Origin of the sequence: Azospirillum soli, from assembly GCF_017876165.1 — a bacterium.
Taxonomy (GTDB): domain Bacteria; phylum Pseudomonadota; class Alphaproteobacteria; order Azospirillales; family Azospirillaceae; genus Azospirillum; species Azospirillum soli.
This window is the reverse complement of sequence record NZ_JAGINQ010000001.1, coordinates 134582-157702: the sequence shown is the minus strand read 5'-3', so window position 1 is coordinate 157702 and position 23121 is coordinate 134582. Positions and strand designations below refer to the sequence as shown.

The 23121-nt window shown below is 68.5% G+C and carries 23 protein-coding genes and 1 other RNA gene; 9 read left to right on the top strand and 15 right to left on the bottom strand.

The window, feature by feature from the left end; translation table 11 throughout:
• Nucleotide 1 precedes the first annotated feature (1 nt).
• Complete coding sequence (gcvPA, locus tag J2852_RS00780; RefSeq protein WP_209869474.1) at nucleotides 2–1345, top strand: aminomethyl-transferring glycine dehydrogenase subunit GcvPA; 1344 nt, start codon at nucleotides 2–4, stop codon at nucleotides 1343–1345.
• Nucleotides 1342–2919, top strand: coding sequence for an aminomethyl-transferring glycine dehydrogenase subunit GcvPB (gene gcvPB / locus J2852_RS00775; protein ID WP_209869470.1), 1578 nt, complete (start codon nucleotides 1342–1344; stop codon nucleotides 2917–2919). Before gcvPA ends, gcvPB begins: the two co-directional genes overlap by 4 nt.
• 139 nt (nucleotides 2920–3058) lie before the next feature.
• On the opposite strand, the gene J2852_RS00770 is transcribed toward gcvPB, so the two are convergent.
• From J2852_RS00770 to efp, 5 genes are all read right to left on the bottom strand, one after another.
• Nucleotides 3059–4378, bottom strand: a complete 1320-nt coding sequence (locus J2852_RS00770) for a peptidoglycan -binding protein (protein ID WP_209869467.1) — start codon at nucleotides 4376–4378, stop codon at nucleotides 3059–3061.
• A gap of 21 nt (nucleotides 4379–4399) precedes the next feature.
• A complete protein-coding gene (locus J2852_RS00765; protein WP_209869465.1) occupies nucleotides 4400–5590 on the bottom strand; it encodes a flagellar motor protein MotA in 1191 nt (396 codons plus the stop codon).
• A gap of 68 nt (nucleotides 5591–5658) precedes the next feature.
• Nucleotides 5659–6456, bottom strand: a complete 798-nt coding sequence (locus J2852_RS00760; protein ID WP_246499228.1) for an OmpA family protein — start codon at nucleotides 6454–6456, stop codon at nucleotides 5659–5661.
• Between the two features lie 168 nt (nucleotides 6457–6624).
• On the bottom strand, nucleotides 6625–7458 hold the full coding sequence (locus J2852_RS00755) for an inositol monophosphatase family protein (protein ID WP_209869462.1): 834 nt from the start codon (nucleotides 7456–7458) through the stop codon (nucleotides 6625–6627).
• A gap of 101 nt (nucleotides 7459–7559) precedes the next feature.
• Nucleotides 7560–8126 carry an elongation factor P gene (gene efp / locus J2852_RS00750; RefSeq protein ID WP_209869459.1) on the bottom strand — a complete coding sequence of 189 codons (567 nt, stop codon included), beginning with the start codon at nucleotides 8124–8126 and terminating at the stop codon, nucleotides 7560–7562.
• Nucleotides 8127–8325: 199 nt separating this feature from the next.
• Between efp and epmA the strand changes: the two genes are divergently transcribed.
• Nucleotides 8326–9375, top strand: coding sequence for an EF-P lysine aminoacylase EpmA (gene epmA, locus J2852_RS00745; RefSeq protein WP_209869457.1), 1050 nt, complete (start codon nucleotides 8326–8328; stop codon nucleotides 9373–9375).
• A 136-nt stretch (nucleotides 9376–9511) separates the two neighbouring features.
• Here the strand turns inward: epmA and J2852_RS00740 are convergent, their stop codons facing one another.
• Both J2852_RS00740 and J2852_RS00735 read right to left on the bottom strand, forming a co-directional pair.
• The gene (locus tag J2852_RS00740; protein WP_209869455.1) at nucleotides 9512–10519 is read right to left on the bottom strand and encodes an MDR family oxidoreductase; all 1008 of its coding nucleotides are present in this window, start codon (nucleotides 10517–10519) and stop codon (nucleotides 9512–9514) included.
• Between the two features lie 92 nt (nucleotides 10520–10611).
• The gene (locus J2852_RS00735; protein ID WP_209869453.1) at nucleotides 10612–11973 is read right to left on the bottom strand and encodes an OmpP1/FadL family transporter; all 1362 of its coding nucleotides are present in this window, start codon (nucleotides 11971–11973) and stop codon (nucleotides 10612–10614) included.
• Between the two features lie 262 nt (nucleotides 11974–12235).
• On the opposite strand from J2852_RS00735, the gene J2852_RS00730 reads away from it, so the two are divergent.
• Nucleotides 12236–13246 (top strand): hypothetical protein, encoded by a 1011-nt coding sequence (locus tag J2852_RS00730; RefSeq protein WP_209869451.1) that lies wholly within the window; start codon nucleotides 12236–12238, stop codon nucleotides 13244–13246.
• Here J2852_RS00730 and J2852_RS00725 read toward each other — a convergent pair.
• From J2852_RS00725 to J2852_RS00705, 5 genes are all read right to left on the bottom strand, one after another.
• Nucleotides 13243–14049 carry a TSUP family transporter gene (locus J2852_RS00725; RefSeq protein WP_209869449.1) on the bottom strand — a complete coding sequence of 269 codons (807 nt, stop codon included), beginning with the start codon at nucleotides 14047–14049 and terminating at the stop codon, nucleotides 13243–13245. The genes J2852_RS00730 and J2852_RS00725 overlap by 4 nt on opposite strands.
• A gap of 1 nt (nucleotide 14050) precedes the next feature.
• Nucleotides 14051–14686, bottom strand: coding sequence for a thiamine phosphate synthase (gene thiE / locus J2852_RS00720; RefSeq protein WP_209869447.1), 636 nt, complete (start codon nucleotides 14684–14686; stop codon nucleotides 14051–14053).
• Between the two features lie 4 nt (nucleotides 14687–14690).
• A complete protein-coding gene (locus J2852_RS00715) occupies nucleotides 14691–15620 on the bottom strand; it encodes a class I fructose-bisphosphate aldolase (RefSeq protein ID WP_209869445.1) in 930 nt (309 codons plus the stop codon).
• A gap of 257 nt (nucleotides 15621–15877) precedes the next feature.
• Nucleotides 15878–16108, bottom strand: a complete 231-nt coding sequence (locus J2852_RS00710) for a hypothetical protein (protein ID WP_209869443.1) — start codon at nucleotides 16106–16108, stop codon at nucleotides 15878–15880.
• Between the two features lie 90 nt (nucleotides 16109–16198).
• On the bottom strand, nucleotides 16199–16618 hold the full coding sequence (locus J2852_RS00705) for a hypothetical protein (RefSeq protein WP_209869441.1): 420 nt from the start codon (nucleotides 16616–16618) through the stop codon (nucleotides 16199–16201).
• Nucleotides 16619–16768: 150 nt separating this feature from the next.
• On the opposite strand from J2852_RS00705, the gene J2852_RS00700 reads away from it, so the two are divergent.
• On the top strand, nucleotides 16769–17113 hold the full coding sequence (locus tag J2852_RS00700; RefSeq protein WP_209869440.1) for a type II toxin-antitoxin system HicB family antitoxin: 345 nt from the start codon (nucleotides 16769–16771) through the stop codon (nucleotides 17111–17113).
• Nucleotides 17114–17122: 9 nt separating this feature from the next.
• On the opposite strand, the gene J2852_RS00695 is transcribed toward J2852_RS00700, so the two are convergent.
• The 3 genes from J2852_RS00695 to tkt form a co-directional block, all read right to left on the bottom strand.
• The gene (locus J2852_RS00695; protein ID WP_209869438.1) at nucleotides 17123–18133 is read right to left on the bottom strand and encodes a glycosyltransferase; all 1011 of its coding nucleotides are present in this window, start codon (nucleotides 18131–18133) and stop codon (nucleotides 17123–17125) included.
• A gap of 121 nt (nucleotides 18134–18254) precedes the next feature.
• On the bottom strand, nucleotides 18255–19262 hold the full coding sequence (gene gap, locus J2852_RS00690) for a type I glyceraldehyde-3-phosphate dehydrogenase (protein WP_209869436.1): 1008 nt from the start codon (nucleotides 19260–19262) through the stop codon (nucleotides 18255–18257).
• Between the two features lie 64 nt (nucleotides 19263–19326).
• Nucleotides 19327–21330 (bottom strand): transketolase, encoded by a 2004-nt coding sequence (gene tkt / locus J2852_RS00685; protein WP_209869434.1) that lies wholly within the window; start codon nucleotides 21328–21330, stop codon nucleotides 19327–19329.
• A gap of 457 nt (nucleotides 21331–21787) precedes the next feature.
• Between tkt and J2852_RS00680 the strand changes: the two genes are divergently transcribed.
• From J2852_RS00680 to J2852_RS00665, 4 genes are all read left to right on the top strand, one after another.
• Nucleotides 21788–22012, top strand: coding sequence for a hypothetical protein (locus J2852_RS00680; protein ID WP_209869432.1), 225 nt, complete (start codon nucleotides 21788–21790; stop codon nucleotides 22010–22012).
• 4 nt (nucleotides 22013–22016) lie between these two features.
• Complete coding sequence (locus J2852_RS00675; RefSeq protein ID WP_209869429.1) at nucleotides 22017–22331, top strand: cell division protein ZapA; 315 nt, start codon at nucleotides 22017–22019, stop codon at nucleotides 22329–22331.
• 13 nt (nucleotides 22332–22344) lie between these two features.
• Nucleotides 22345–22505, top strand: a non-coding RNA gene (gene ssrS, locus J2852_RS00670) — 6S RNA.
• A gap of 33 nt (nucleotides 22506–22538) precedes the next feature.
• On the top strand, nucleotides 22539–23120 hold the full coding sequence (locus J2852_RS00665) for a 5-formyltetrahydrofolate cyclo-ligase (RefSeq protein WP_209869426.1): 582 nt from the start codon (nucleotides 22539–22541) through the stop codon (nucleotides 23118–23120).
• Nucleotide 23121: the final 1 nt, after the last annotated feature.

The following is a 23121-nucleotide window of genomic DNA, read 5'->3' as shown; positions in this document are numbered from 1 at the left end:
CATGCGTTACCTGCCCCTGACCGAGGCCGACCGGCGGTCCATGCTGGCGGCCATCCGCGTGTCGTCGGTGGACGATCTGTTCCGCGACGTGCCCAAGGCGGCCCGCCTTCCCGGCCCGATCCAGGGGCTGACCAACCACATGGGCGAGCTGGAGGTCGAGCGCGCCCTGTCGGCCATGGCGGGCCGGAACCTGCCGGCCGGCAGCGTGCCGAGCTTCCTCGGCGCCGGCTCCTACCGTCACCACGTCCCGGCGACGGTGGACCATCTGGTCCAGCGCGGCGAATTCCTGACCGCCTACACCCCCTACCAGCCGGAGGTGAGCCAGGGCACGCTTCAGGTCCTGTTCGAATTCCAGACCCAGGTCGCCCTGCTGACCGGCATGGACGTGGCGAACGCCTCCATGTACGACGGCGCCACGGCCTGCGCGGAAGCCGTGATGATGGCGAACCGCGTGACCCGCCGGAAGAAGGCCATCCTGTCCGGCGGCCTGCACCCGCATTACCGCGACACCACCACGACCGACGCCCGCTTCATCGGGTTCGAGGCGGTCGCGCTGCCGCCGGCCCCGAAGGGCGGCGAGGATCTGATGGCGCTGGTGGACGCCGACACCTCCTGCGTCGTCGTGCAGAACCCGGACGTGTTCGGGCATGTGCGCGACTACACCGCCCTGGCGCAGATGTGCCAGGCCAAGGGGGCGCTGCTGATCGTCGTGGTGACGGAGGCGATGTCGCTGGGCCTGCTGACCCCGCCGGGTGAGATGGGCGCCGACATCGTGGCGGCCGAGGGCCAGTCGCTCGGCAACGCGCTGAACTTCGGCGGGCCGTATGTCGGCCTGTTCGCGGTGAAGGACAAGTATGTCCGCCAGATGCCCGGCCGCCTGTGCGGCCAGACGGTGGACGCCGACGGCCGGCGCGGTTTCGTGCTGACGCTGTCCACGCGCGAGCAGCACATCCGCCGCGAGAAGGCGACCTCGAACATCTGCACCAACGCCGGCCTGTGCGCGCTGGCCTTCTCGATCCACCTGAGCCTGCTGGGCGAGGAGGGCTTCACGCAGCTCGCCCGCCTGAACCACGCCAAGGCGGGTCAGCTGGCCGACCGGCTGTCGGGGGTGAAGGGTGTCGAGATCCTCAACGACACCTTCTTCAACGAATTCACGGTGAAGCTGCCCAGGCCCGCCGCCGAAGTGGTCGAGGCCCTGGCCGAGCGCCGCATCCTTGGCGGTGTTCCGGCGTCGCGCCTCTATCCGGGCGAGCTGGACGACCTGCTGCTGGTGGCCGCCACCGAGACCAACACCGAAGCCGACATGGACGCCTTCGCCACGGCGCTTTCCGAGGTCCTGTCATGAGCATGAATTCCCAGGGTCGCCCGACCAATATTTCCGGGGCCGACATCCGCAGCAGCAACAGCGCCGTTCCGGACACCGTCACCGGCAACCGCGGCCTTCAGATCGAAGAGCCGCTGATCTTCGAACAGGACAGCCCCGGCCGCTGCGGCGTGGACCTGCCGGAGGTGCCGGCCATGGCGATGCGCCTCGGCACCGTGAAGCCGCGCGCCCGCGTCGGCCTGCCGGGCCTTGCCGAGCCGCAGGTGGTCCGCCACTACACGCGCCTGTCGCAGAAGAACTACGCCATCGACAGCGGGCTGTACCCGCTGGGCTCCTGCACGATGAAGCACAACCCGCGCCTGAACGAGAAGATGGCGCGGCTGCCGGGCTTCTCCGACGTGCACCCGCTGCAGCCCGAGAGCACCGTCCAGGGTGCCCTGGAGCTGATGGCGGAGCTGGGCCGCTGGCTCGCCACGCTGACCGGCATGGCGGCGGTGACGCTGGCCCCGGCGGCCGGCGCGCACGGCGAGATGTGCGGCATCATGGCGATCCGCGCCGCCCACGACGCCAAGGGCGAGACGGGCCGGACGAAGATCCTGGTCCCGGAAAGCGCCCACGGCACCAACCCGGCGACCGCCGCCGCCTGCGGCTACACGGTCGAGGCGATCCCGGGGACCGAGGACGGCCGCGTCGATCTGGAGGCGCTGAAGGCGAAGCTCGGCCCCGACGTGGCCGGCCTGATGCTGACCAACCCGAACACCTGCGGCTTGTTCGAGCGGGACATCATCACCATCGCCGAGGCCGTGCACGCGGCCGGCGCTTACTTCTACTGCGACGGGGCCAACTTCAACGCCATCGTCGGCCGGGTGCGCCCGGCGGACCTCGGCATCGACGTGATGCACATCAACCTGCACAAGACCTTCTCCACCCCACACGGCGGTGGCGGTCCGGGTTCCGGCCCGGTGGTCTTCGCGGAGTCGCTGGCGCCCTACGTGCCGGTGCCGTATGTGGTGCAGGAGGCCGATGGCCGCTTCCGTCTGGTCGAGCATGCCGGCGAAGGCCCGGCCTTCGGCCGCATGAAGGCGTTCCACGGTCAGATGGGCATGTTCGTCCGCGCGCTGTCCTACATGATGAGCCACGGCGCCGACGGTCTGTGGCAGGTGGCGAGCGACGCGGTGCTGAACGCCAACTACCTGCTGGCGAGCCTCCAGGACGTGATGACCCCGTCCTTCGATGGCCCGTGCATGCACGAGTGCTTGTTCGACGACCGTTTCCTGAAGGGCACTGGCGTGACCACGCTCGACATCGCCAAGGCGTTGATCGACGAGGGCTTCCACCCGATGACCATGTACTTCCCGCTGGTGGTGCACGGCGCCCTGCTGATCGAGCCGACCGAGACGGAGTCGAAGGCCGGCCTCGACCAGTTCATCACGGCGCTGCGCGCGCTCGCCGAGCGGGCCAAGAGTGGTGATGTGGAGTACTTCCAGGCCGCGCCACACCTGACCCCGCGCCGTCGCCTGGACGAGACGGCCGCCGCCCGCAAGCCGATCCTGCGCTGGACGCCGGAGCGGGAAGAGGCGGTCGCGGCAGAGTAGGGGGCGAATTGCCCCCACCCTTCCCATGCTGTCGCATGGGTCCCCTCCCTCCCCCGCTTTGCAGGGGAGGGCCTTGAAGGCTTCGCGGCGGAGTTCCCTCCCCTGCGAAGCGGGTGAGGGTTAGGGTGGGGGCAATACTCTACCGCTGATCCAGCTTCACCTCGATGCGCCGGTTCCGCGCCAGCGCCTCGTCGTTCGTCCCCGGATCGAGCGGCTGATACTCGCCGAAGCCGGCCGCTGCCAGACGTTCCGGCGGGATGCCCTGGTCGATCAGGAACTTGACGACCGAGATGGCGCGGGCCGACGACAGCTCCCAGTTGGACGCGAACTGCAAGCGCACCGGGCGGATGTCGGTGTGGCCGTCCACGCGCAGAACCCAATTCACGTCCGGCGGGATCTGCTTGCCGATCTCCATGAGCGTGTGGGCCAGCGCGGCCAGACGCATCTTGCCGCCCTCTTCCAGCGTCGCGGAGCCTGAGGGGAACAGCAGTTCCGATTGGAAGACAAAACGGTCGCCGACGATGCGCACGTCTGGCCGGTTGCCCAGCGCCTCGCGGACGCGGCCGAAGAACTCCGACCGGTAGCGGGCGAGATCCTGCACCTTGGCGGCCAACGCCTGGTTGAGGCGGGAGCCCAGCTCGGCGATCTGGACCTTCTGCTCCTCCGACTTCTTCTCCGACGCCTCCAGTATGGCGCCGATCTTGGCGAGCTGGTCGCGCAGCGCGGCGATCTGCTGGTTCAGCAGGTCCACCTGCCGGTTCGCTTGCGCCGATGCATCCTGTTCGCCGGAAAGGGACGCCACCAATTCGTTGATGCGGATGTCGCGCTGCTCAACCTCCTTCTGGGCGAGCATCGTCTTCTCGTCGGCGGTGGCGAGGCGCGCTTCCAGAGCCTTGGACCGGTCGCGCTCCCCGCCCAACTCGGTCAGCAGGGCTTGGCGCTGTTCTTCGGTCAGTTGCAGGGTTGCGGCGGCTTGCGCTAGCTCGCCCTCCAGCTTTTGCCGGGCCTCGCGCAGGGCCTTCAAGTCGGCTTGCAGGCTGGCGACCTCGCGGAGCTTCACCTCCAGCGTCTCGCGGTCAACACGGATGGTGCGCTGAAGCTCCTCCGCCGCGCGGGCGGCGCGGTCGAGGTCGCCTTGCAGCGCGGTCATGCGCGTGGTCATGTCGTCGCGCGCGGCGACGGAGCCCTGAAGCTCGGCGGAGAGTTGGGCGGCGTTGATGCGCAGGTCGGCGTTGGCGTCGTGCTCCAGCGCCAGCAGGTCGTTCAACTCCGCCACCTTGCGGTTCAGGCTGAGCAGCTGTTCGTCCCGGCCGGTCAGGGCGGTCGCCATATAGAATTGGGCGACGATGAAGACCATCAGCAGGAAGATGACGACCATCACGAGGGACGACAGCGCGTCCACCCAACCGGGCCATGCGCTGGCCTCCCGGTGGCCGTTGCGGCGGCTGATGCTGGGCATGGCCGGTTATCCTTTTTCGCGTCAGCGCTGTTGCGCGTCCTCAGCCTCCGCCAGGGCGGCGATGGTGCGGGCGAGCAGCTTGATCTCGCTGCGTATGTCCTGCACGGCCTGAACACGGCCGCTGGACGACTCCTCGACCATGCGGGCGAGGTAGATGTCCATATTCCTCAGATGCTGGCGCGAGGCGTCGTCGAAGCCGCTGATGGCCGCCTCCGACAGGCGGTCCAGCAGGTTCTTCATCTCCAGTTGGCTTTCGCCGAGGCGCAGAAGAAGCTGCTGTTCGGCGCGCATCTGGTCGGTCAGCGTGCTGATCCGTTCAGTCAGCGCCAGCAGGTTCGCGTTGGCGGCGCGCCGGCCCTCCTCGGCGGTGGCGACGGTGCGCTGGAGCGAGTCGAGGTTCTCCGCCGTCTGCTCCAGCAGGGCTTGCAGATAAGCGGGCACCGCTTGGTCGCCGGTCTCGAACCCGCCGCCGGCCCCGCTGGACAGGCGCGTGGCGCCGGACAGCCAGTCCTCCACGTCCTGGAAAAAGCGGTTGTGCGCCTGGCTCGCCTGAAGCTCCAGGAAACCCAGGACGAGGGAGCCGGCCAGGCCGAACAGGGAGGAGCTGAAGGCCGTGCCCATGCCGGTCAGCGGCGCTTCCAGCCCTTGCTGGAGGTTGTTGAACATGGACCCGACATCGCCGCCCTGCACCGACAGCCCGCCGATGACCGACCCGACCGACTGCACCGTGTGCAGCAGGCCCCAGAAGGTGCCGAGCAGGCCGAGGAAGATCAGCAGGCCGATCAGGTAGCGCGACAGCTCCCGCGATTCGTCCAGGCGGGAGGCGATGCCGTCGAGCAGGGAGCGCATGGACAGCGCCGACAGGGTCAGCCGCCCGCGCCGCTCGCCCAGCATGCGCGCCATGGGGGCGAGCAGAACCGGCTCCGGCCCGGTGGCGGGGGCGCCGCCGGTCTGGAAATGCTCCAGCCACGCCACTTCGGGGCGCAGCATCAGGACTTGGCGGAAGATGAAGAGGATGCCGGCCAGCAACGTGCCCAGGATCAGCCCGTTCAGCGCCGGGTTGTTCATGAAGGCGGCGCGCAACGCCGGGAACAGCAGAGCGGCCACGCCCCCCACGACCACCAGAAACAGGATCATCCGTGTCAGGAAGCGCTCCGGGCGCATCATCGGGGAAGGTTCCTCCAGCGTTCGGTACGGGGCGATGGCGGCCATAAGCTCACTCTTCCAGGGAAACGTCAGAGGGCGGGCAGGCTCAGTCGGCGGAGCTCAGTCGGTCAGACTCACTCGTTGAGATAGTCGATGTCGATCCGGTCGGCCGGACCGCCGCCGGATTCCAGCCCCAGCGCCCGCACGTCGATGCGGGTGCTGCGGATGCCGAAGGCGGTCAGCCGCTCGCGCATCGCCAGCGCGCGGGCCAGCGACAGCTGCCGCGCCTCGCGCGCGGTCTCCGGCGTGCCGCTGGCGTAGGAGCGCAGTTGCAGCCGCAGCAGTTCGTTGGCGCGCATCCGCTCGGCAACCTCGGCCAGCGTGGACTCCGCCGCATCCGGCAGGCTGGAGACCGAGGCGTCGAACACGACGCTGAGCGGCGCGGACTTCGGCGCCGCCGGCTGAGCGGCGGACGGCGCTGCCGGCGGGGGCAGGGCGGCGGTCTCGGTCGCTGCGGCCTCGGTTTTCGGCGCCGGAGCGGGCGTGGCAGCGGCCGGCGCGGGTTCGGACTTCGTCGCGGTCTGCGCGGGCGGCGCGCCGACGACCGGCGGGGGCGGAGCCGGCGTTGCGCCGACCACGATGTCGGGCGGCGGCGGGGCTTCCAGAACCTTCGGCGTCACGAAGCGCGGCGCGGCCTTCACCGGGGCCGGCGTGCGGATGTCCGGGCGCGGCGGGACGGGCAGGGGCTTCGCTGTCTCCAGCGTCAGCTTGCGGGTGTCCGCCGGAGCGCTGTCCGCCTTGGACACGGTGATGTTGACCTGTGCGCCGGCCGGCATCGTTCCGGCGGCGATGATCGCCGTCGCGGATGCGGCGGCTTGCAGGACGCGCAACACTGCCGTCCGCCCCTTGGGCGCATTCGGAGAACGGCTCATGCGTCCGACAATCCTCCTGGTGACCAGCGCAGAGATCCCAATTACACGGAAAAGCGTCGATACCATAGCCCTTCGATTGGCTTAGCGACAACGCCCATCGGGCCGCGCGGCGGGTCTCTCCACCAAAGCGCGGCCGTCATACCCCTTTGGACATTAAGGCTTTTCGGCTTAGGCCCCGGCGGTGCTGGGTGCCGGGCCGGCCTTCTTTTCGGCGACGCTGCGCAGGATCTTGGCGATCGGCAGGTGCAGGTGGGCGTTGGCCGCCAGGACCGAACCGCCGAACACCGGGTTGCGGCCGCCGCCGATCTCACCCACGAAGCCGCCGGCCTCGGTGACCAGCAGCTGGCCGGCCGCCACGTCCCACGGGCTGAGGCCACGCTCCCAGAAGCCGTCGAAGCGGCCCGCCGCCACGAAGGCGAGGTCGAGCGAGGCGGCGCCGAAGCGGCGGATGCCCGCGACCTCCTTCATGATGGCCTCGGCCTCGACCAGGAAGCCGGCGTGGTCGCCGCGCCCCTTGAACGGCATGCCGGTGGCGATCACCGCGTCGCCCAGCTGGCGCCGCTCCGACACGCGCAGGCGCTGGTGGTTCAGGAAGGCGCCCTGGCCCTTTTCCGCCCAGAACATCTGGTCGTGCACCGGCTCGTACACCACGCCGGCGACGATCTCGTCGTTCTTCTCCACCGCGATGGAGATGGCCCAGTGCGGCAGGCCGTGCAGGAAGTTGGTGGTGCCGTCCAGCGGATCGACGATCCAGCGGGTGCTGGGATCGCGGCCCTTGCTGGCGCCGGTTTCCTCCATCAGGAAGCCGAAGTCGGGGCGGGCCTTCTGCAGCTCCTCGCGCAGCAGCTTTTCCGCCTTCATGTCGGCGGCGGAGACGAAGTCCGCCGGGCCCTTGCGGGAGACCTGGAGGTGTTCGACCTCGCCGAAGTCGCGGACGAGACCACGGGCCGCCTTCTCGGCGGCGCGGACCATGACGTTGATGAGGGCGGAACGGGTGGCCATGGCGTGCTTCTCTAACTCGTGCTTCTTTGAGGGCGGAACCGGAAAAAGAATACACCGGCCCCCGCGGGATGCGAGAGCCGGTGTGCAAAAACCAGGGATGCTTAGTCCTTGGCGCGCTCGACGTACTCGCCGGTCTGGGTGTCGACCACGACGCGGGTGCCCGCCTCGATGTGCGGCGGCACCAGGATCGACACGCCGTTCTCCAGCTTGGCCGGCTTGTAGGACGAGGAGGCGGTCTGACCCTTCACGACCGGGTCGGCCTCTTCGATCCGCAGGGTCACCTTGCCCGGGATCTCGACGCCCAGCGGAGCGCCTTCGAAGCTCTGCACGGTGACTTCCATGCCGTCCTGGAGGAACACGGCCTGCTCGCCGACGATGTCGCGCGGGATGGTGACCTGCTCGAAGCTTTCCTTGTCCATGAAGGTGAACGCGTCACCCTCGGCGAAGAGGAAGGTCATCTCGTGCTCGTCCAGGCGGGCGCGCTCGACCGTCTCCTGGGTGCGGAAGCGCTCGATCGACTTCGTGCCGGTGCGCACATCCTTCATTTCCAACTGGATGAAGGCGCCACCCTTGCCGGGCTGGACAATGGCGGTCTTCGTGATGACCCAGAGCTTTCCGTTATGCTCCAGCACATGGCCGGCTCGCATCGTGTTGGCGTTGACCTTCATGGCGTACTCGTGATTTCCAGGAGACAGGCGGCGCGGAACCTAGCAGCTTGCCCGGCCTTAGGCAACGCTGGGCGGGTACTATTTCCACCCGATCCGCCATCTTTGCGCGGCATTACTCCCGATAAACCGGCGAAAGCCGGTGTCCGGCACCACGGATTGTCGGTTTTCCCGGCCTGCCGTCGTCTGGTAAGGAACCACCATGAGCACCGTCCCGCCCCCCTGGAAGCCCGAGATTTTCGCCCGCCGCCGCCCGCATCTGGCCGTGCGGGGCCGCGTGCTGGGGGCCATGCGCCGCTTCTTCGAGGAGCGCGCCTTCGTCGAGGTGGACACGCCGGCCCTTCAGGTGTCGCCGGGCATGGAACCGCACCTCCAGGCCTTCGCGACGGATTTGCAGGGGCCACACCCGGACGACCGCCGCCGGCTGTACCTGCACACCAGCCCCGAATTCGCCATGAAGAAGCTGCTGGTGGCCGGCGTACCGCGCCTCTATCAGCTGGCGCACGTCTTCCGGAACGGCGAGCGGTCGGGGACGCATTCCCCGGAATTCTCCATGCTCGAATGGTATCGGGCGGGGGAGGGTTACCGCGCGCTGATCGCGGATTGCGAGGAGTTGGTGCGCGCGTCGGCCGAGGCGGCGGGGCGGCAGCGGTTCGTGTTTCGCGGCATGGACTGCGACCCGTTCCAGCCCTGGCGCGTCCTGACCGTGCAGGACGCCTTTCTAGAGTATGCCGGCATCGACCTGCTGGCGACCTTCGACGGCACGCATGACCCGGACCCGGCGCCGCTGGCTGCGGTGGCGCAGCGGGCCGGAATCCACCCGCACGACGGCGACCGGTGGGAGGACATCGTCTTCCGCGTGATGTTCGACCGCATCGAACCGCATTTGGGGGCCGGCGTTCCCTGCGTGCTGACCGACTATCCGGTGTGCATGGCCGCGCTGTCCCGCCCGAAGCCCGAAGATCCGCGCGTCGCCGAACGGTTCGAGCTGTACGCCTGCGGGCTGGAACTGGCGAACGCCTTCGGCGAGCTGACTGATCCGGCGGCCCAGCGCGCCCGCTTCGAGGCCGACATGGACCTGAAGCAGCGCCTCTATGGCGAGCGCTTCCCGGTGGACGAGGATTTCCTCGCGGCGCTGGAACACGGCATGCCGGAAAGCAGCGGCATCGCCATGGGCTTTGACCGGCTGGTCATGCTGTGCAGCGGCGCGGAGAGCATCGAGGACGTGCTGTGGCTGCCGGTGGCGGGATGAACGACCAAAGCCCTTCTCCCCCCTGAGGAGAAGGGTTGGGATGAGGGGGCGGCCGCGAGGCCGGACATATGTTCGCGATCTTGGCGTTTCCCCCTCACCCTGACCCTCTCCCCAGAGGGGAGAGGGAATGTGAGCCTTACTTCGCCACGTCGATCACCACGCGCCCGCGCACCTGTCCGGCGAGGATCTTCGCGCCCAGTTCCGGCAGCTTGGACATCGGCTGCACCTCGTACATCGCCTTCAGATGCGCCTTGTCGAGATGACGGGCGAGCCGCTTCCAGGCGCGGTCGCGCCGGTCGGACGGCGCGGCGACCGAATCGACGCCGATCAGCGTCACGCTGCGCAGGATGTGCGGCAGCACGGTGCCCGGCAAGTCGGCACCGCCGGCCAGACCGCAGGCGGCCACGGCGCCGCCCCAGACGGTCTGCGACAGAACGTTGACCAGCGTGATGCCACCGACCGAATCCACCGCACCCGCCCAGCGCTCCTTCTGCAGGGGCGGACCCTTTTCCAGCAGGGCGGCGCGGTCGATGAAGCTGGTGGCGCCCAGGCCCGCCAGATACTCATGCGTTTCCGGGCGGCCGGTCGAGGCGGTGACCGGGTAGCCGGCCTTGGCGAGCAGCGCGACCGCCACCGAACCGACGCCGCCGGCCGCGCCGGTGACCAGCACCTCCTTGGCGCCGGGCTGGCTGGCGGGCTGGATCACGCCCCAGTCCTCCAGCGCGTCCACGCACAGCGCCGCCGTGTAGCCGGCGGTGCCGATGGCCATGGCCTCTTCCAGCGAGAAGACGTCGGGCAGGCGGGTCAGCCATTCCGGCTTGACGCGCTGGAAGCGGGTGTAGCCGCCCCACTGCGTTTCCGACAGGCCCCAGCCGTTGACGATCACCTTGTCGCCCGGCTTCCAGTCCGGCGAGCGCGATTCGGCGACCGTGCCAGCGAGGTCGATGCCGCCGACCATCGGCAGCTTGCGGGCGATCTTGCCCTTGCCGGTGACGGCGAGCCCGTCCTTGTAGTTCAGGGTGGAGTAGGCGACCTCGACCAGCACGTCGTGGTCGGGAAGGTCGGCAAGGGTCAGCGGCTTCAATCCGCCCTTGGGCTTGCCGTCCGCGTCTTCGATGACGAAGGCGGTGAAGGTGTCGGCCATGCTCGGCTCCTCTCTCCCTGATGCTGTTGATTGGGAGGAAGCCTAGCATGCGCGCACGGGCGGGCAAGCGCCCACCCGTGTCGCCGATGTGCTTAGAACGTGATCTTGGTCTGAACCGCGATGATGTCCACGTGCGCCTTGTAGTCGGCCTGGAGATTGCCGCGGAAGGCGTCCGCGCCGGTCAGGTTGTCGCGCAGGTCCACCTTGGCCTTGTCGGCGAAGATGTGGGTGTAGCCGACATCGGTCCGAATGCTGTCGGTGAGCTGGTAGCCGAAGCCCAGCGACACCCAGTAGCGGTCCTCGTCCGGGATGCGCGGGGTGCGGTGCTGGTCGGTGACCGGGGTCTGGTCGTAGGCGACGCCGGCGCGCAGCGTCAGCTTCTCATTCCACTTGTAGGCGGCGCCGAGCGCGAAGAACCAGGAATCGTCCCAGTGCTCCTCGGTCAGCGAATCGGCGCGCAGCGGGTTGCCGTAGCGGATGCGCAACTCCTTGAAGCGCGACCAGTTGGTCCATTGCGCGTCCGCCATCACCGCCCACTGGCTGTTCAGCTCGTGGTAGGCGCCGAAGGAGATGATGTCCGGGGTCGTCACCTTCGCCTTCGCGGTGGTGGCGGCGAAGCTGGCGCGCAGGGCCGGTACGGCCGGTACGCCCTCGAACTTTCCATCGCCGTCCAGCTCGTGCGAGACGGAGGAGCGGTAGGACACGCCGAAGCGGGTTCCCTTCACCGGCTCGTACAGCATGCCGGCGGTGAAGCCGAAGCCCCAGTCGTCGCCCTTCACCTCGCCGACGCCGTCGATCGACCCCGGACGGACCGCGGCACCCTGGGCGGCGAGGATGGAACCGAAATCGATGCCCTGGCTCAGCCGCGCCTTCGCGTACTGGAACTGAAGGCCGGCGCCCAGGGTCAGCTGCGGCATGATCTCATAGGAGACCGTCGGGTTGATGTTAATGGTCCGCAGGCTGGAATGGATGCCGTGATAGCGCCCGACCCAGTTCTCCGGATAATCGGTGGCCAACCCCCAGGGCGCGGTGATGGCAAGGCCGACCCGCACGTCCGGCGACACCGCGAAGACCGCATAGCCCGCCGGAATCGGCGCGTCCATGCCGATGTCGCCGGGGTTCGTGTTGCCGGTGATGGGGCCGCCGCCCAGCCGCGTGGCGCGGGTGGCGCGGGCGTTGCTGCCCTCCGAGGTCGGGAAGATGCCGCTCAGCACGCCGACGGCCTCGTTGCTCTTCAGCGCGCCCATGGCGGCGGGGTTGAAGAACATGGCGCTGGCGTCGCCGGCGGCGTTGGCGGTCACGCCCGCGAACGAGGTGCCTTGGCCCGACGCGCTCTGCTCCTTCAACAGATAGCCGGCGGCCATCGTCGGCAGCGGGGCCGACACGGCGACCACGGCGGCGGCGGCCAGAAGGTACGCTTTCAGGCTTGCAGCCTTCGGGGTCTTGGTGGGCATGCGTTTCTCCCTGACGTTGTTATTGACGCATTGATACACAGATTGACGTTTACGTAAAGCAATTGTGGGTGAGTCTGAGCGAGCCTGCCTCAGATGAGGTACACAAATATTGTATGCCATCCCCGATCGGTTGTTTCCAAGGGGAACTCCTCGCGCCGATGGCATGCGCAGCAAAGCTGCTGGCGACGTGAAAGGAACTTGCGCGCCGCCGCGATCTTGCCCGGCCGTCCCTGTTGCTGGCGTCATGCATGGAATGGCGGCTTTGGCGCTCTGGTTCGGACTGATCCTGGCGGGAATCGGGGCGATGCAGTGGGGATCGCAGCGGGTCTGCGCCTTGCTCGGCGACTTGCGCAAGCATTGGGGCGTGGCGGAGACCGGCGGAGGGGCGCTGATCGGGCTTGCCACCGCCAGCCCGGAGATTTCCGTCAACATCGCCAGCGTGGCCCTGGGCTGGCCCGACATCGGCCTTGGCACCGCGCTGGGCTCGAACGTGCCGGCGTTGCCGTTGGTCTTCGTCATCGCCTATCTGTCGACTCGGTGGCACCGGTCGAAGCTCCTGGAGGAACGGCGCGAGGACCCGGCCTCCGTTCCGCCGCCCAAGCCCATGCCGCAGGTGAAGGAGCAGGCGGTGTGGCTGCAGGTGCTGCCCTATCTGCTGGTCGTGCTGCTGCTCGCCGCCTTGACGCTGCCGCCGGGCTGGCAGGGCTTGCAGCCGGTGGACGGGCTGATCCTGGCGCTGGCCTGCGGCGCCTATCTGGTCCGCGCGCTGAAGGCGCCGGGGGAGCGGGTCGAGTGCGACGCGCCCGGCCGCAAGGTGCTGGCGGCCTTGCCAGGGTTCCTCGCCATTGCGGCGGGGGCGCTGGTGGCGGTGCTGGCCTCGCGCCGGGTGAACGAGGCGCTGGGGATCTCCGACCTCGTCGGCGGGCTGTTCATCACGGGGCTGCTCTGCGCCCTGCCGGAGAGCTTCAGCGCGTGGCGCCTGTCGCGGGCGGGGCGGGCGACCTCCGCAGTGTCGGCGGCGGTGGCGGACGGCATCTACTCGCTGACGCTGGCGATGCTGCCGCTGTGCATCGTCGGAGCGGCGGTGGGGGACGTGGCGCTCTACGCGCTGAACCTCGGCTTTCTCGGCATGGTGCTGGTCGGCTACATGGCGATGAACAGCAAGGTCGTGGCGGGGGAGGCGCGCATCAGCCTCCTCACGCCCACGCGGGTCGGGTTGTTCGCGGCGGGCTATTGCGCCTACGTCGCCGCCGCGCTGCACATGGTTGTTTAGGCGAACCAGCCCGTGACGGCGGCGATGGCGTTGCGGACGATGCCGTGCTCGTCGGTCCACACCAGCTTCGCGGTGATGGCGAGCGAGGCGACCACCAGCATCGGCCGCACGATGGCGGCGCCGTTGCGGATGACCATGTGCGCGCCAAGCTGCGCGCCGAGATACTGGCCGACCCCCATCACCAGCCCGACCGCCCAGACGATGTGCCCGCCCAGCAGGAAGAACAGCAGCGCGGCGATGTTGCTGGTGAAGTTCAGCACCTTGGTGTGGGCGGTCGCCTTGCGCAGGTTGTAGCCCAGCAGCGACACGAAGGAGATCGCGAAGAAGGTCCCCGTGCCCGGCCCGAAAAAGCCGTCGTAGAAGCCGATGCCGGTGCCGGCGAGCAGGGCGAAGGCGCGTTCCCCGATGCGCTGGCGCGCATCGAGATCGCCGGCCTTGGGCGACACCATCAGATAGACGGCGATGCCGACCAGCAGCACCGGGATGACGTTGCGCATGAAGCCGGGATCGAGCATCTGCACGATCACCGCGCCGAACGCCGAACCGACGAAGGTGCAGGCGATCATCGCGGCCATGTCGCGCGGCTTCACCTCGCCGCCGCGCGTGAACTTCAGCGCGGCGGAGAAGGACCCGAAGCTCGATTGCAGCTTGTTGGTGGCCAGCGCCTCCGCTGGGGAAAGCCCGGCCCACAGCAGGGCGGGGACGGTCAGCAACCCGCCGCCGCCGGCAATGGCATCGACGAACCCGGCCAGCATTCCCACCCCGAGCAGGGCGGCCAGCATCTCAACGGAAAAAAGGTCCATTTTACCCAGCAGAGGCCGCTTCGATGGCGGCGTTGAGCGCCTTCACGCCGGCGCCCGGACCGTCCGGGTGGCCCCACACGGCGTTCACGACGGCGAGAAAATCCGCGCCGGCCTTGACCAGCGGCGCGCAGTTGTCGGCGGTGATGCCGCCGATGGCGACGCAGGGAACCTCCATCAGCTCCGACCACCATTGGAGCAGTTCGGGTTCCGCCTTGTGGTCCGCCGTCTTGGTCGTGGTCGGGAAGAAGGCCCCGAAGGCCACGTAGTCGGCCCCGGCCTCGCCCGCTTCCATGGCGAGGTGGCGGCTGTCGTGGCAGGTCACGCCGACGATGGCGTCCTTGCCGACGATCTTGCGGGCCTGTTCGTAGGGGGTGTCGGTTTGCCCGACATGCACGCCGTCGCAGCCCGCCTCGCGGGCCAGCAGCGGGTGATCGTTCAGGATGAAGGCGACCTCGCGGTCCTGGGCGATGGGACGCAGAACGTCGCAGGCCCGGCGGATGTCGTCGTCCGAACAGTCCTTCAGGCGGAGCTGCACGCAGGCGACGTCGCCCGCATCCAGCGCTTCCGCCAGTTTCGGCGCGAACGCCGCCGGCTCAAGAGCCGGCGGCGTCACGAGGTAAAGCCGGCAATCGGCCAAACCCTTACTCCTTGCCCTGGTAGATCTTCATGATCCGGTCGAGGAGCTTCAGAGCCTCGTCGCGCGGACGCTGGAAGGCGTTGCGGCCGATGATCGAACCGTTGCCACCGCCGTCGCGGATGGCGCGGGCGTCCTCGAACACCGCATCCTCACCCTTGGTGGCGCCGCCCGAGAAGACCACGAGGCGGCGGCCGTTGAAGGCGCTCTGCATGATGTGCTTCACGCGCTCGGCCTGGGTGGCGATCGGGATTTCCTTGGCCTGGTAGACCTTCTTGGCCTCGGCGTTCTCCAGGTGGGCGCTCGGCAGCTTCACCTTGATGATGTGGGCGCCGAGCAGGGCCGCCATGTGGGCGGCGTAGGCGATCACGTCCACCGCCAGCTCGCCGTCCTTGGAGATGGCGCCGCCGCGCGGGTAGGACCACAGCACGGTGGCGAGGCCGACGGCCTTGGCTTCCGCCGCCAGCTCACGGAACTCCTCGTACTGGTCGTACATGGCGTCCGAGCCGGGGTAGATCGTGAAGCCGATGGCCGAAGCGCCGATGCGCAGCGCGTCGTCGATCGAGGCGGTCACGGCCTGGTCGGCGGCTTCCTTCTGCGTGGACAGGCTGTTGGCGCTGTTCATCTTCAGGATCAGCGGGATCGAGCCGGCGAAGGTCGAAGCGCCGGCTTCCAGCGAACCCAGCGGAGCGGCGTAGGCGTTGCAGCCCGCGTCGATGGCCAGCTGGTAGTGGTAGTGCGGGTCATAGCCCGGCTCGTTCGGCGCAAAGCTGCGCGCCGGGCCGTGCTCGAAGCCCTGGTCCACCGGCAGGATCACCAGCTTGCCGGTGCCGCCCAGCTTGCCTTCCATGAGAATGCGGGCGAGGTTCGCCTTAACGCCCGGATTGTCGCTCTCGTAGTTCGCAAGAATTTCTTTAACGCGACGAGTGAGCTTCATGTGGCTCTTCCCCTTGGGGCTTTTTTGGAAATCGCGCCCTCATAGCCCAGCGCGGCCCCCAATGCAACGCCGGGACGGGCGTAATGCGGCGTTTTGCTGCGCCAAAACGGCTTAGGCGTGGTGGTTAGCCGTTTCGGCGACAGCCGGCGATTTCATGAATCGCGAGCCGGCAAAGATTAACGGGGGCAGGCGAAAGGAGCGGACTCCGCTCTGTGATCTTTTCCGGCTTCGCGCCGTCGTCCAAGAGAGGATGGCGCTCAGGGAAGAACGGACTGCACCACGACGTAGAATCCGTAGCCGACTCCGGCGGTGATGCCCCAGGCTCCGGCGGCGAGGCCGACCCACAAGGCGATCAGCTTCGGCCCGCGCATCTTTTCCACGACGGGCTCCGGAAACTTCACGCCGCGTTCGAGGCCGTCGGGCCGCTCCAGAACGGAGGCATGCGCATCGGTGGCGGGGTCGTGCGGCAGGGTCGTGGTCGTGCGCATCGGAGGTGGTTACCGCTTGCTGGAGCTGAAAGGCAGTCTACACCACCTTCGCGCGGCGAATTCCGTCGAAAAAGCGGTAATGGCCTGTGATCAATCGGGGAGGTGCCCGCCGCTCAGCCATTCCCGGCACACCACGTCGGGATCGCGCGCGCCGCGAAGTTCGAGCGCGGGGGCTAAGCCCGTCAGCAGTGTGGCGCCACGCGCGCGGGCAATGTCGGCCAGCCGTTCCGCCACCTCCGCCCGGCCGGTGAACAGAACGGTCGTCACTCCGGCGGACAGGGCGCCTTGGGCGTCCCCGGCCCGGTCGGCGCAGTCGAGCACGGCGGTCACCGCGACGTTCGGGAACCCCGCCGCCGCGCGCGCCACCACGTCGCGGAACCACAGCGCGCCCGCGTGCGCTGACGCGGCCGGGGCGCTCACAAGCAGGACGGGCACGCCCAGTTCGGCGGCCGCCGCGCAGGCGGCGCGAGCTTCGGTCAGACCGTGGATGCGGATGGGGCGGGGGCTCATGTCGGGCGTCTCGCGCGGCTGAAGGTCGCGGCGGACCGGGGACTATGCCGCAAATCCATACGGCGATGATGAGAATTGAGGCAGGTCAAACCGTCGCACCCCCGGCGGCGCTATCTTCGCGGTCGAACGCATCCCCTGGGGTCGCCGCCGATGATGGACTATAAGGGCTATAAGGCCCAGATCGACTTTGACAACGACGCCGGCATTTTTGTCGGCGAAGTCATCAACACGCGCGACGGCATCACCTTCACCGGCCGCTCGGTCGAGGAGTTGCGCACCGCATTCCGGAAGGCCGTCGACGACTATCTGGAACTGTCCAGCGACATGGCCGCCAACACCGCCCACCCCTTTTCCGGCAAGATCGCCATCCGCGTCAATCCGACGCTTCACCGCGCCATCGCCGCCTGCGCCCGGCGCGAGGGCAAGAGCGTCGCCGCCTGGGTCGCCGACCGCCTGAGCGAGGCGACGGGCGTCAACGCGGTCAAGGCCGGCTAGGTCCCGCCTTCACCGCGTCCCCGCCTTCACCGCCTCATAGAACGCTTCGATCTCGGCCAGCCGGCCGTCCCGGTCGAAGCGGCTGAGGTCGGCGTCGTAGCGCGGCCGGCGTTGCGCGTGCGCCCGCCGCAAAGCTTCGGCCAGCGCGTCGGCATCGTCGATGTCCACCAGTTCCGCCGGATAGCCGGGCAGCAGCGCCAGCGCCCCCTGCGAGCGCGTCGCGACGATGGGCGCCCCGGCATCCAGCGCTTCCAGGAACACCAGCCCGAACGGCTCGTCGCGCGACGGCGACACGAACAGGTCGAACACCTGGAACAGGGTGCGCGCGTCGGCGCGGAAGCCGGTGAAGACCACGTTCAGCGGGGCGGACCGCTCCAGTGCATCCCGCTCCGGCCCATCCCCGATGATGACGAGGCGCGCGTCGGGCAGGTTCGCGCGCCGGAAGGCCTCGATCAGCAGGTCGCAGCCCTTGGCCCGGATCAGGTGGCCGACGAAGCCGATCAGATAAGCCTCTTCGTCGCCGACCAGCGCCCGGCGTTCCCGGTCGATGTCGGTCAGGTCCAGCTTGGGGTGCGGCGTGTACCACAGGTCGATGCGCGCGGTACGGCCCTTGTAGTCCGCCGAGACGCCCGACCGCTGCCAGTCGGTCGTGCAGATCAGCCCGTCCACGCGCCGGTAGGAACTGTGGCGGTAGTCGAGGTGGATCGTCGCGACCACCGGCGCGCCGCCGACGACGCGGGGCATCAGGCGGCTGGCGCGCCCGCCGTGGGTGTGGACGATGTCCGGCCGGAAGCGGCGGACCGCGCGCCAGGCCTGCCACGTCCAGAAGGGCCGCCGCAGCGTCTCCACCCGGACCGCCGGGTCGAGCCAGTCGCGGATCGACACGCCCTTGCCGTCCACGCAATCATCGCGAAGCAGAAGCAGCACCTCGTGCCGCCGGGACTGCGCGTTGACCAGTTCCGCCACATGGCGCTCGGCGCCGCGAAAGCCCTTCGACAGGATGGTTTGCAGGATCTTCATGCCGCTCCGGTGGCTTCTGCGTGGCCGTAATCCAGTTTTAGCCGGTCACGGTTAAGAGAAAACGAAAAGGGCGCCCTGTTGGACAGGACGCCCTTCGCGATTACCACCAAACCGGCGAATGTTACTTCGCGTTGGCCATGGCGACGGCGGTGTCGCTCATGCGGTTGGAGAAGCCCCACTCGTTGTCGTACCAGGTCATGATGCGGACGAAGTTGCCGTCGATGACCTTGGTCTCGTTCAGCGCGAAGATCGAGCTGTGCGGGTCGTGGTTGAAGTCGGTGGAGACCAGCTCCTCGGTGTAGGCGCCGAGGATGCCCTTCAGCGGGCCGTTGGCCGCGTCGGAGATCGCCTTGGTGATTTCCTCGACCGAGGTGGCGCGCTTGGCGGTGAACTTGAAGTCCACGACCGAGACGTTCGGGGTCGGGACGCGCATGGCCGTGCCGTCCAGCTTGCCCTTCAGCTCCGGCAGAACCTTGCCGACCGCCTTGGCCGCACCCGTGGAGGTCGGGATCATGTTCAGCGCCGCGGCGCGGGCGCGGTGCAGGTCCTTGTGGTTGGTGTCCACGATCCGCTGGTCACCCGTGTAGGAGTGGATCGTGGTCATGAAGCCCTTCTCGATGCCGATCAGGTTGTGCAGCACGAAGGCCACCGGGGCCAGGCAGTTCGTGGTGCACGACGCGTTCGACACGATGCGGTGCTCGGCCTTCAGCTGGTCGTGGTTCACGCCGTAGACGACGGTGATGTCCTCGTCCGTCGCCGGGGCGGAGATCAGCACCTTCTCGGCGCCGGCTTCCAGATGCTTGGCGGCGTCGGCGCGCTTGGTGAAGATGCCCGAGCACTCCATGGCGATCTGGACGCCCAGATCCTTCCACGGCAGCTTGGCCGGGTCACGCTCCTGCACGACCTTGATGGAGTGGCCGTTGACGATCAGCTCGCCCTCGCGGGTCTCGATCGTGCCGGGGAAGCGGCCGTGCACGCTGTCGTACTTCAGCAGGTGGGCGTTGGCCTTGAGGTCGGCGAGGTCGTTGATCGCCACCACCTCGACGTCCTTGCGACCGCTCTCGTAAATGGCCCGCAGGACCAGACGGCCGATACGGCCAAACCCGTTGATCGCAACCCGAACAGCCATTGTTTTCCTCCAGTCTGGCATTTCCCACGGCCCGGCCGCCGAAGGCCGGGCCGCGAAACATCACTTACAGACGCGCCTTGGCGGCGGCGACAACAGCCTCGGCGGTGATGCCGAAGTGCTTGTAAAGTTCCTGATAGGGCGCGGACTCGCCGAAGCCGGTCATGCCGACGAAACCGCCGTTGGAACCCAGCCAGCGGTCCCAGCCCTGCCGGATCGCGGCCTCGACGGCGACGCGGACGCCGGTGCCCAGGACGGAGGCCTTGTAGCCGTCGTCCTGTGCCTCGAACAGTTCCCAACTCGGCATAGACACGACGGCCGTGCCTACGCCTTCAGCCTGAAGCGCCTTGCGGGCCTCCATGGCGAGGGAGACTTCCGAACCGGTGGCGAGCAGCGTCACGCGGCGCTCGCCCTCGGCCTCGGCCAGGACGTAGGCGCCACGGGCGGAGCGGTTCTCGTCGGTGTGCTCGGTGCGCAGCGTCGGCACGTTCTGGCGGGTCAGCGCCAGGACGGACGGGCCGTTCACGCGCTCCAGTGCGATCTGCCAGCACTCGGCGGTCTCCACGGCGTCGGCCGGGCGCAGGGTCAGCAGGTTCGGGATGGCGCGCAGCGCCGCCAGATGCTCCACCGGCTGGTGGGTCGGGCCGTCCTCGCCGAGGCCGATCGAGTCGTGCGTCATCACGAAGATGGAGCGCTGCTTCATCAGCGCGGCCAGACGGATCGACGGACGGCAGTAGTCGGCGAACTGCATGAAGGTGCCGCCGTAGGGGATCACGCCGCCGTGCAGCGCCATGCCGTTCATCAGCGTGGCCATGCCGTGCTCGCGCACGCCGTAGCGGACGTAGCGGCCGTTGAACTCACCCCGGCCCTTCACGTCGGCGGTGTTCTTCGCCTTGGTGTTGTTCGACGGGGTCAGGTCGGCGGAGCCGCCGATCATCTCCGGCACCGCCGGGACCAGGATGTCGAGCGTGTTGCCCGACGCGACGCGGGTCGCCCAGCTCGGCTTCTCCTCGGACACCTTCTTCTTGAAGGCGCCGATCAGCTCACCCAGGCCGGCCGGGACGCCACGGCCGAAGGCGGCCTCGAAGGACTTGCGGGCGGAGTCGTCGAGCGCGCCGAGGCGCTTTTCCCAGGCGGCGAACTCGGCGTCGCTGCGCGTGCCGGCGGCGCGCCAGGCGTTCAGAACGTCCTGCGGGACGACGAACGGCTCGTGCGGCCAGCCGATGGCCTCGCGGGTGGCGGCCACCTCGTCGGCGCCCAGCGGCGAGCCGTGGCAGCCGTGGGTGTTGGCCTTGTTCGGGGCGCCCTTGCCGATGATGGTGCGGCAGGCGATCAGCGTCGGCTTGTCGGTGCTGTTCTGCGCGGCCTCGATGGCCTTGGCTACGGCCTCCGGATCATGGCCGTCCACGGAGATCGTGTTCCAGCCGTAGGAGCGGAAGCGGGCCGGCGTGTCGTCGGTGAAGCTGAGGTCGGTCGAGCCGTCGATGGAGATGTGGTTGTCGTCCCACATCACGATCAGCTTGTTCAGGCCCAGGTGGCCGGCCAGCGAGCAGGCCTCGTGGCTGACGCCCTCCATCAGGTCGCCGTCCGAGGCGATGACGTAGGTGTAGTGGTTGACCAGATCGTCGCCGAAGCGGGCGTTGGTGATCCGCTCGGCCAGCGCCATGCCGACGGCGGTGGAGACGCCCTGGCCCAGCGGGCCGGTGGTCATCTCGATGCCCAGCTCCGGATCGACCTCCGGATGGCCCGGCGTCAGGCTGCCCAGCTGGCGGAAGCGCTTCAGCTGGTCGATGGTCATCTTCTCATAGCCGGTCAGGTAGCCCAGCGAGTAGATGAGCATCGAGCCGTGGCCCGCCGACAGGACGAAACGGTCGCGGTCGGCCCAGGTCGGGTGCTTCGGGTTGAACTTCAGGAAGCGGGTGAACAGCACCGTGGCGACGTCGGCCATGCCCATCGGCATGCCGGGGTGGCCGGACTTCGCGGCCTCGACCGCGTCCATGGAAAGCGCGCGGATGGCGTTGGCCATGGTCTGGATGGGGGCGGGCGGGTTGGCGGCGGAGGCAGCGGACATCGGGCAGGGTTCCTGAAGTCGAAGCGCGCGAGGCAGCGGCGTGGAGACGGCGATGCGGTAACGGCGATATGGAGACGGCGATGCGGAGACAACACCGGTCGTGCGGGAAGCCAAAGGCCCCGCAATTCGCGCGCACCATGCAGAACCCGTGTGCCGAGGTCAACATGGGAATGGGGGCAAAAGGGGAATGGCAGGCGGGCGTTCGCGCCGGGCCGCCGCGGCTTTGCGATTATGTCAAGCGCAAACATACCGGGGTGGGAAATCGCCTTCGAGATCCGCCGGATCGCCGCGCCGGAGTCGCCCGCCCAGCAGTCGATCCGGTGACCGTTGCGGGGCGCCGGGACCTGCGACGGTTTTCCGGTTGACGGGGCAAAGGAAGCAACCCAACTGTAGTGCTCTGGTTTTGTGCAGGCGCGAAACGCCGTCCTTCGCACCTCCTTCTGCCAAGGTTCCCGCCATGGATTCCCTGAAAGCCGCGCTCGACCGCCTGACCAGGGCCGTTGACCGCCTGGAACACGCCGCAGCGGCCCGCGAGGAGCGGGTCGTCAAGCGCGAGCAGGAGTTGACCGAGTCCCTGCGCGAAGCGCGCGTCGAGCAGGCCCGCGCCCAGGAGACCGCCGAGACCGTGTCGAAGCGCCTGGAGCTGGCCATCGGCCGTCTCGAAGCCGTGCTGGAGAACTGACCCCATGCCGCAGGTCGATATCGAGGTGAATGGGCGCGCCTACCGCCTGCTGTGCGAGGACGGGCAGGAGGGGCGGCTGCATGAATTGGCCGCCTTCGTGGACACGCGGCTGAAGCAGGTGACCGGCGGCGGCAAGTCCGGTTCCGACGTTCACATGATGCTGATGACCTGCCTCGTGCTGGCCGACGAGCTTCAGGAGGTCATGGCGGGGCGCGGCATCGCGTCGCTGTCCACGGTGAACGAGGCCGAAGCGGCGGCCACGGTGGATCTGGTCGCCCAGCGCATCGAAGAGGTTGCCGCGCGGCTCGAGCGCGCCTAAGTTAGTGCACGGAAGGTCGCTGCCTGGTTCGTCAGGTCGCAATAATCCCCAGGGCCGATAATCTAGACTCTCGGGAGCTGTCCCTGTCCGGACCGTGGTCCGGGTACACGGCGCCCACCTGCTCTTGCAGGTCATGGAGGATAGGCACATGCCAACGGCCGAGGCGGCACCTTCCACCTTTCCCTTATCGAATTTCCCGACACGACGATGACCGACCCGCGCTTGGCCAAGGACGCCGCCCGAGCCAACGCGCGCGCGGTGCGCGATGCCATCGGCGACGACGGTGCGCGCGAAGCCGCCGCGCTGGCGGTGCGCGACCGGGTCATGGAATCGGTGGAATTGCCGGACGGCGCGGTCGCCGGCTACTGGCCGCTCGGTTCGGAACTCGACGTTCGGCCGTTGCTCCTCCATCTTAGAAGCCTTGGACGGACGGTGGCCCTGCCGCTGTCGGGGCCGCGCGGGCGGGCGCTGACCTTCCGCGACTGGGACCCGGCACAGCCGCTGGCCGCCGGGCGCTACGGCATAGCGGAACCGGGTGCTGACCGGCCGGAGGTCGCGCCCACGGTCCTGCTGGTGCCGATGCTGGCCTTCGACCGCACGGGGCATCGGCTGGGCTACGGCGCCGGTTACTACGACCGCACGCTGGACGCTTTGCGCCGGAACGGCCCGGTGCTGGCGGTCGGCGTCGCCTTCGCCGCGCAGGAGGTCGAGGCGGTGCCCTGCGCCGACCACGACGAGCGGCTGGACTGGATTATTACTGAGCGCGAGGCGCTCTGTATCTTGAAGTGAA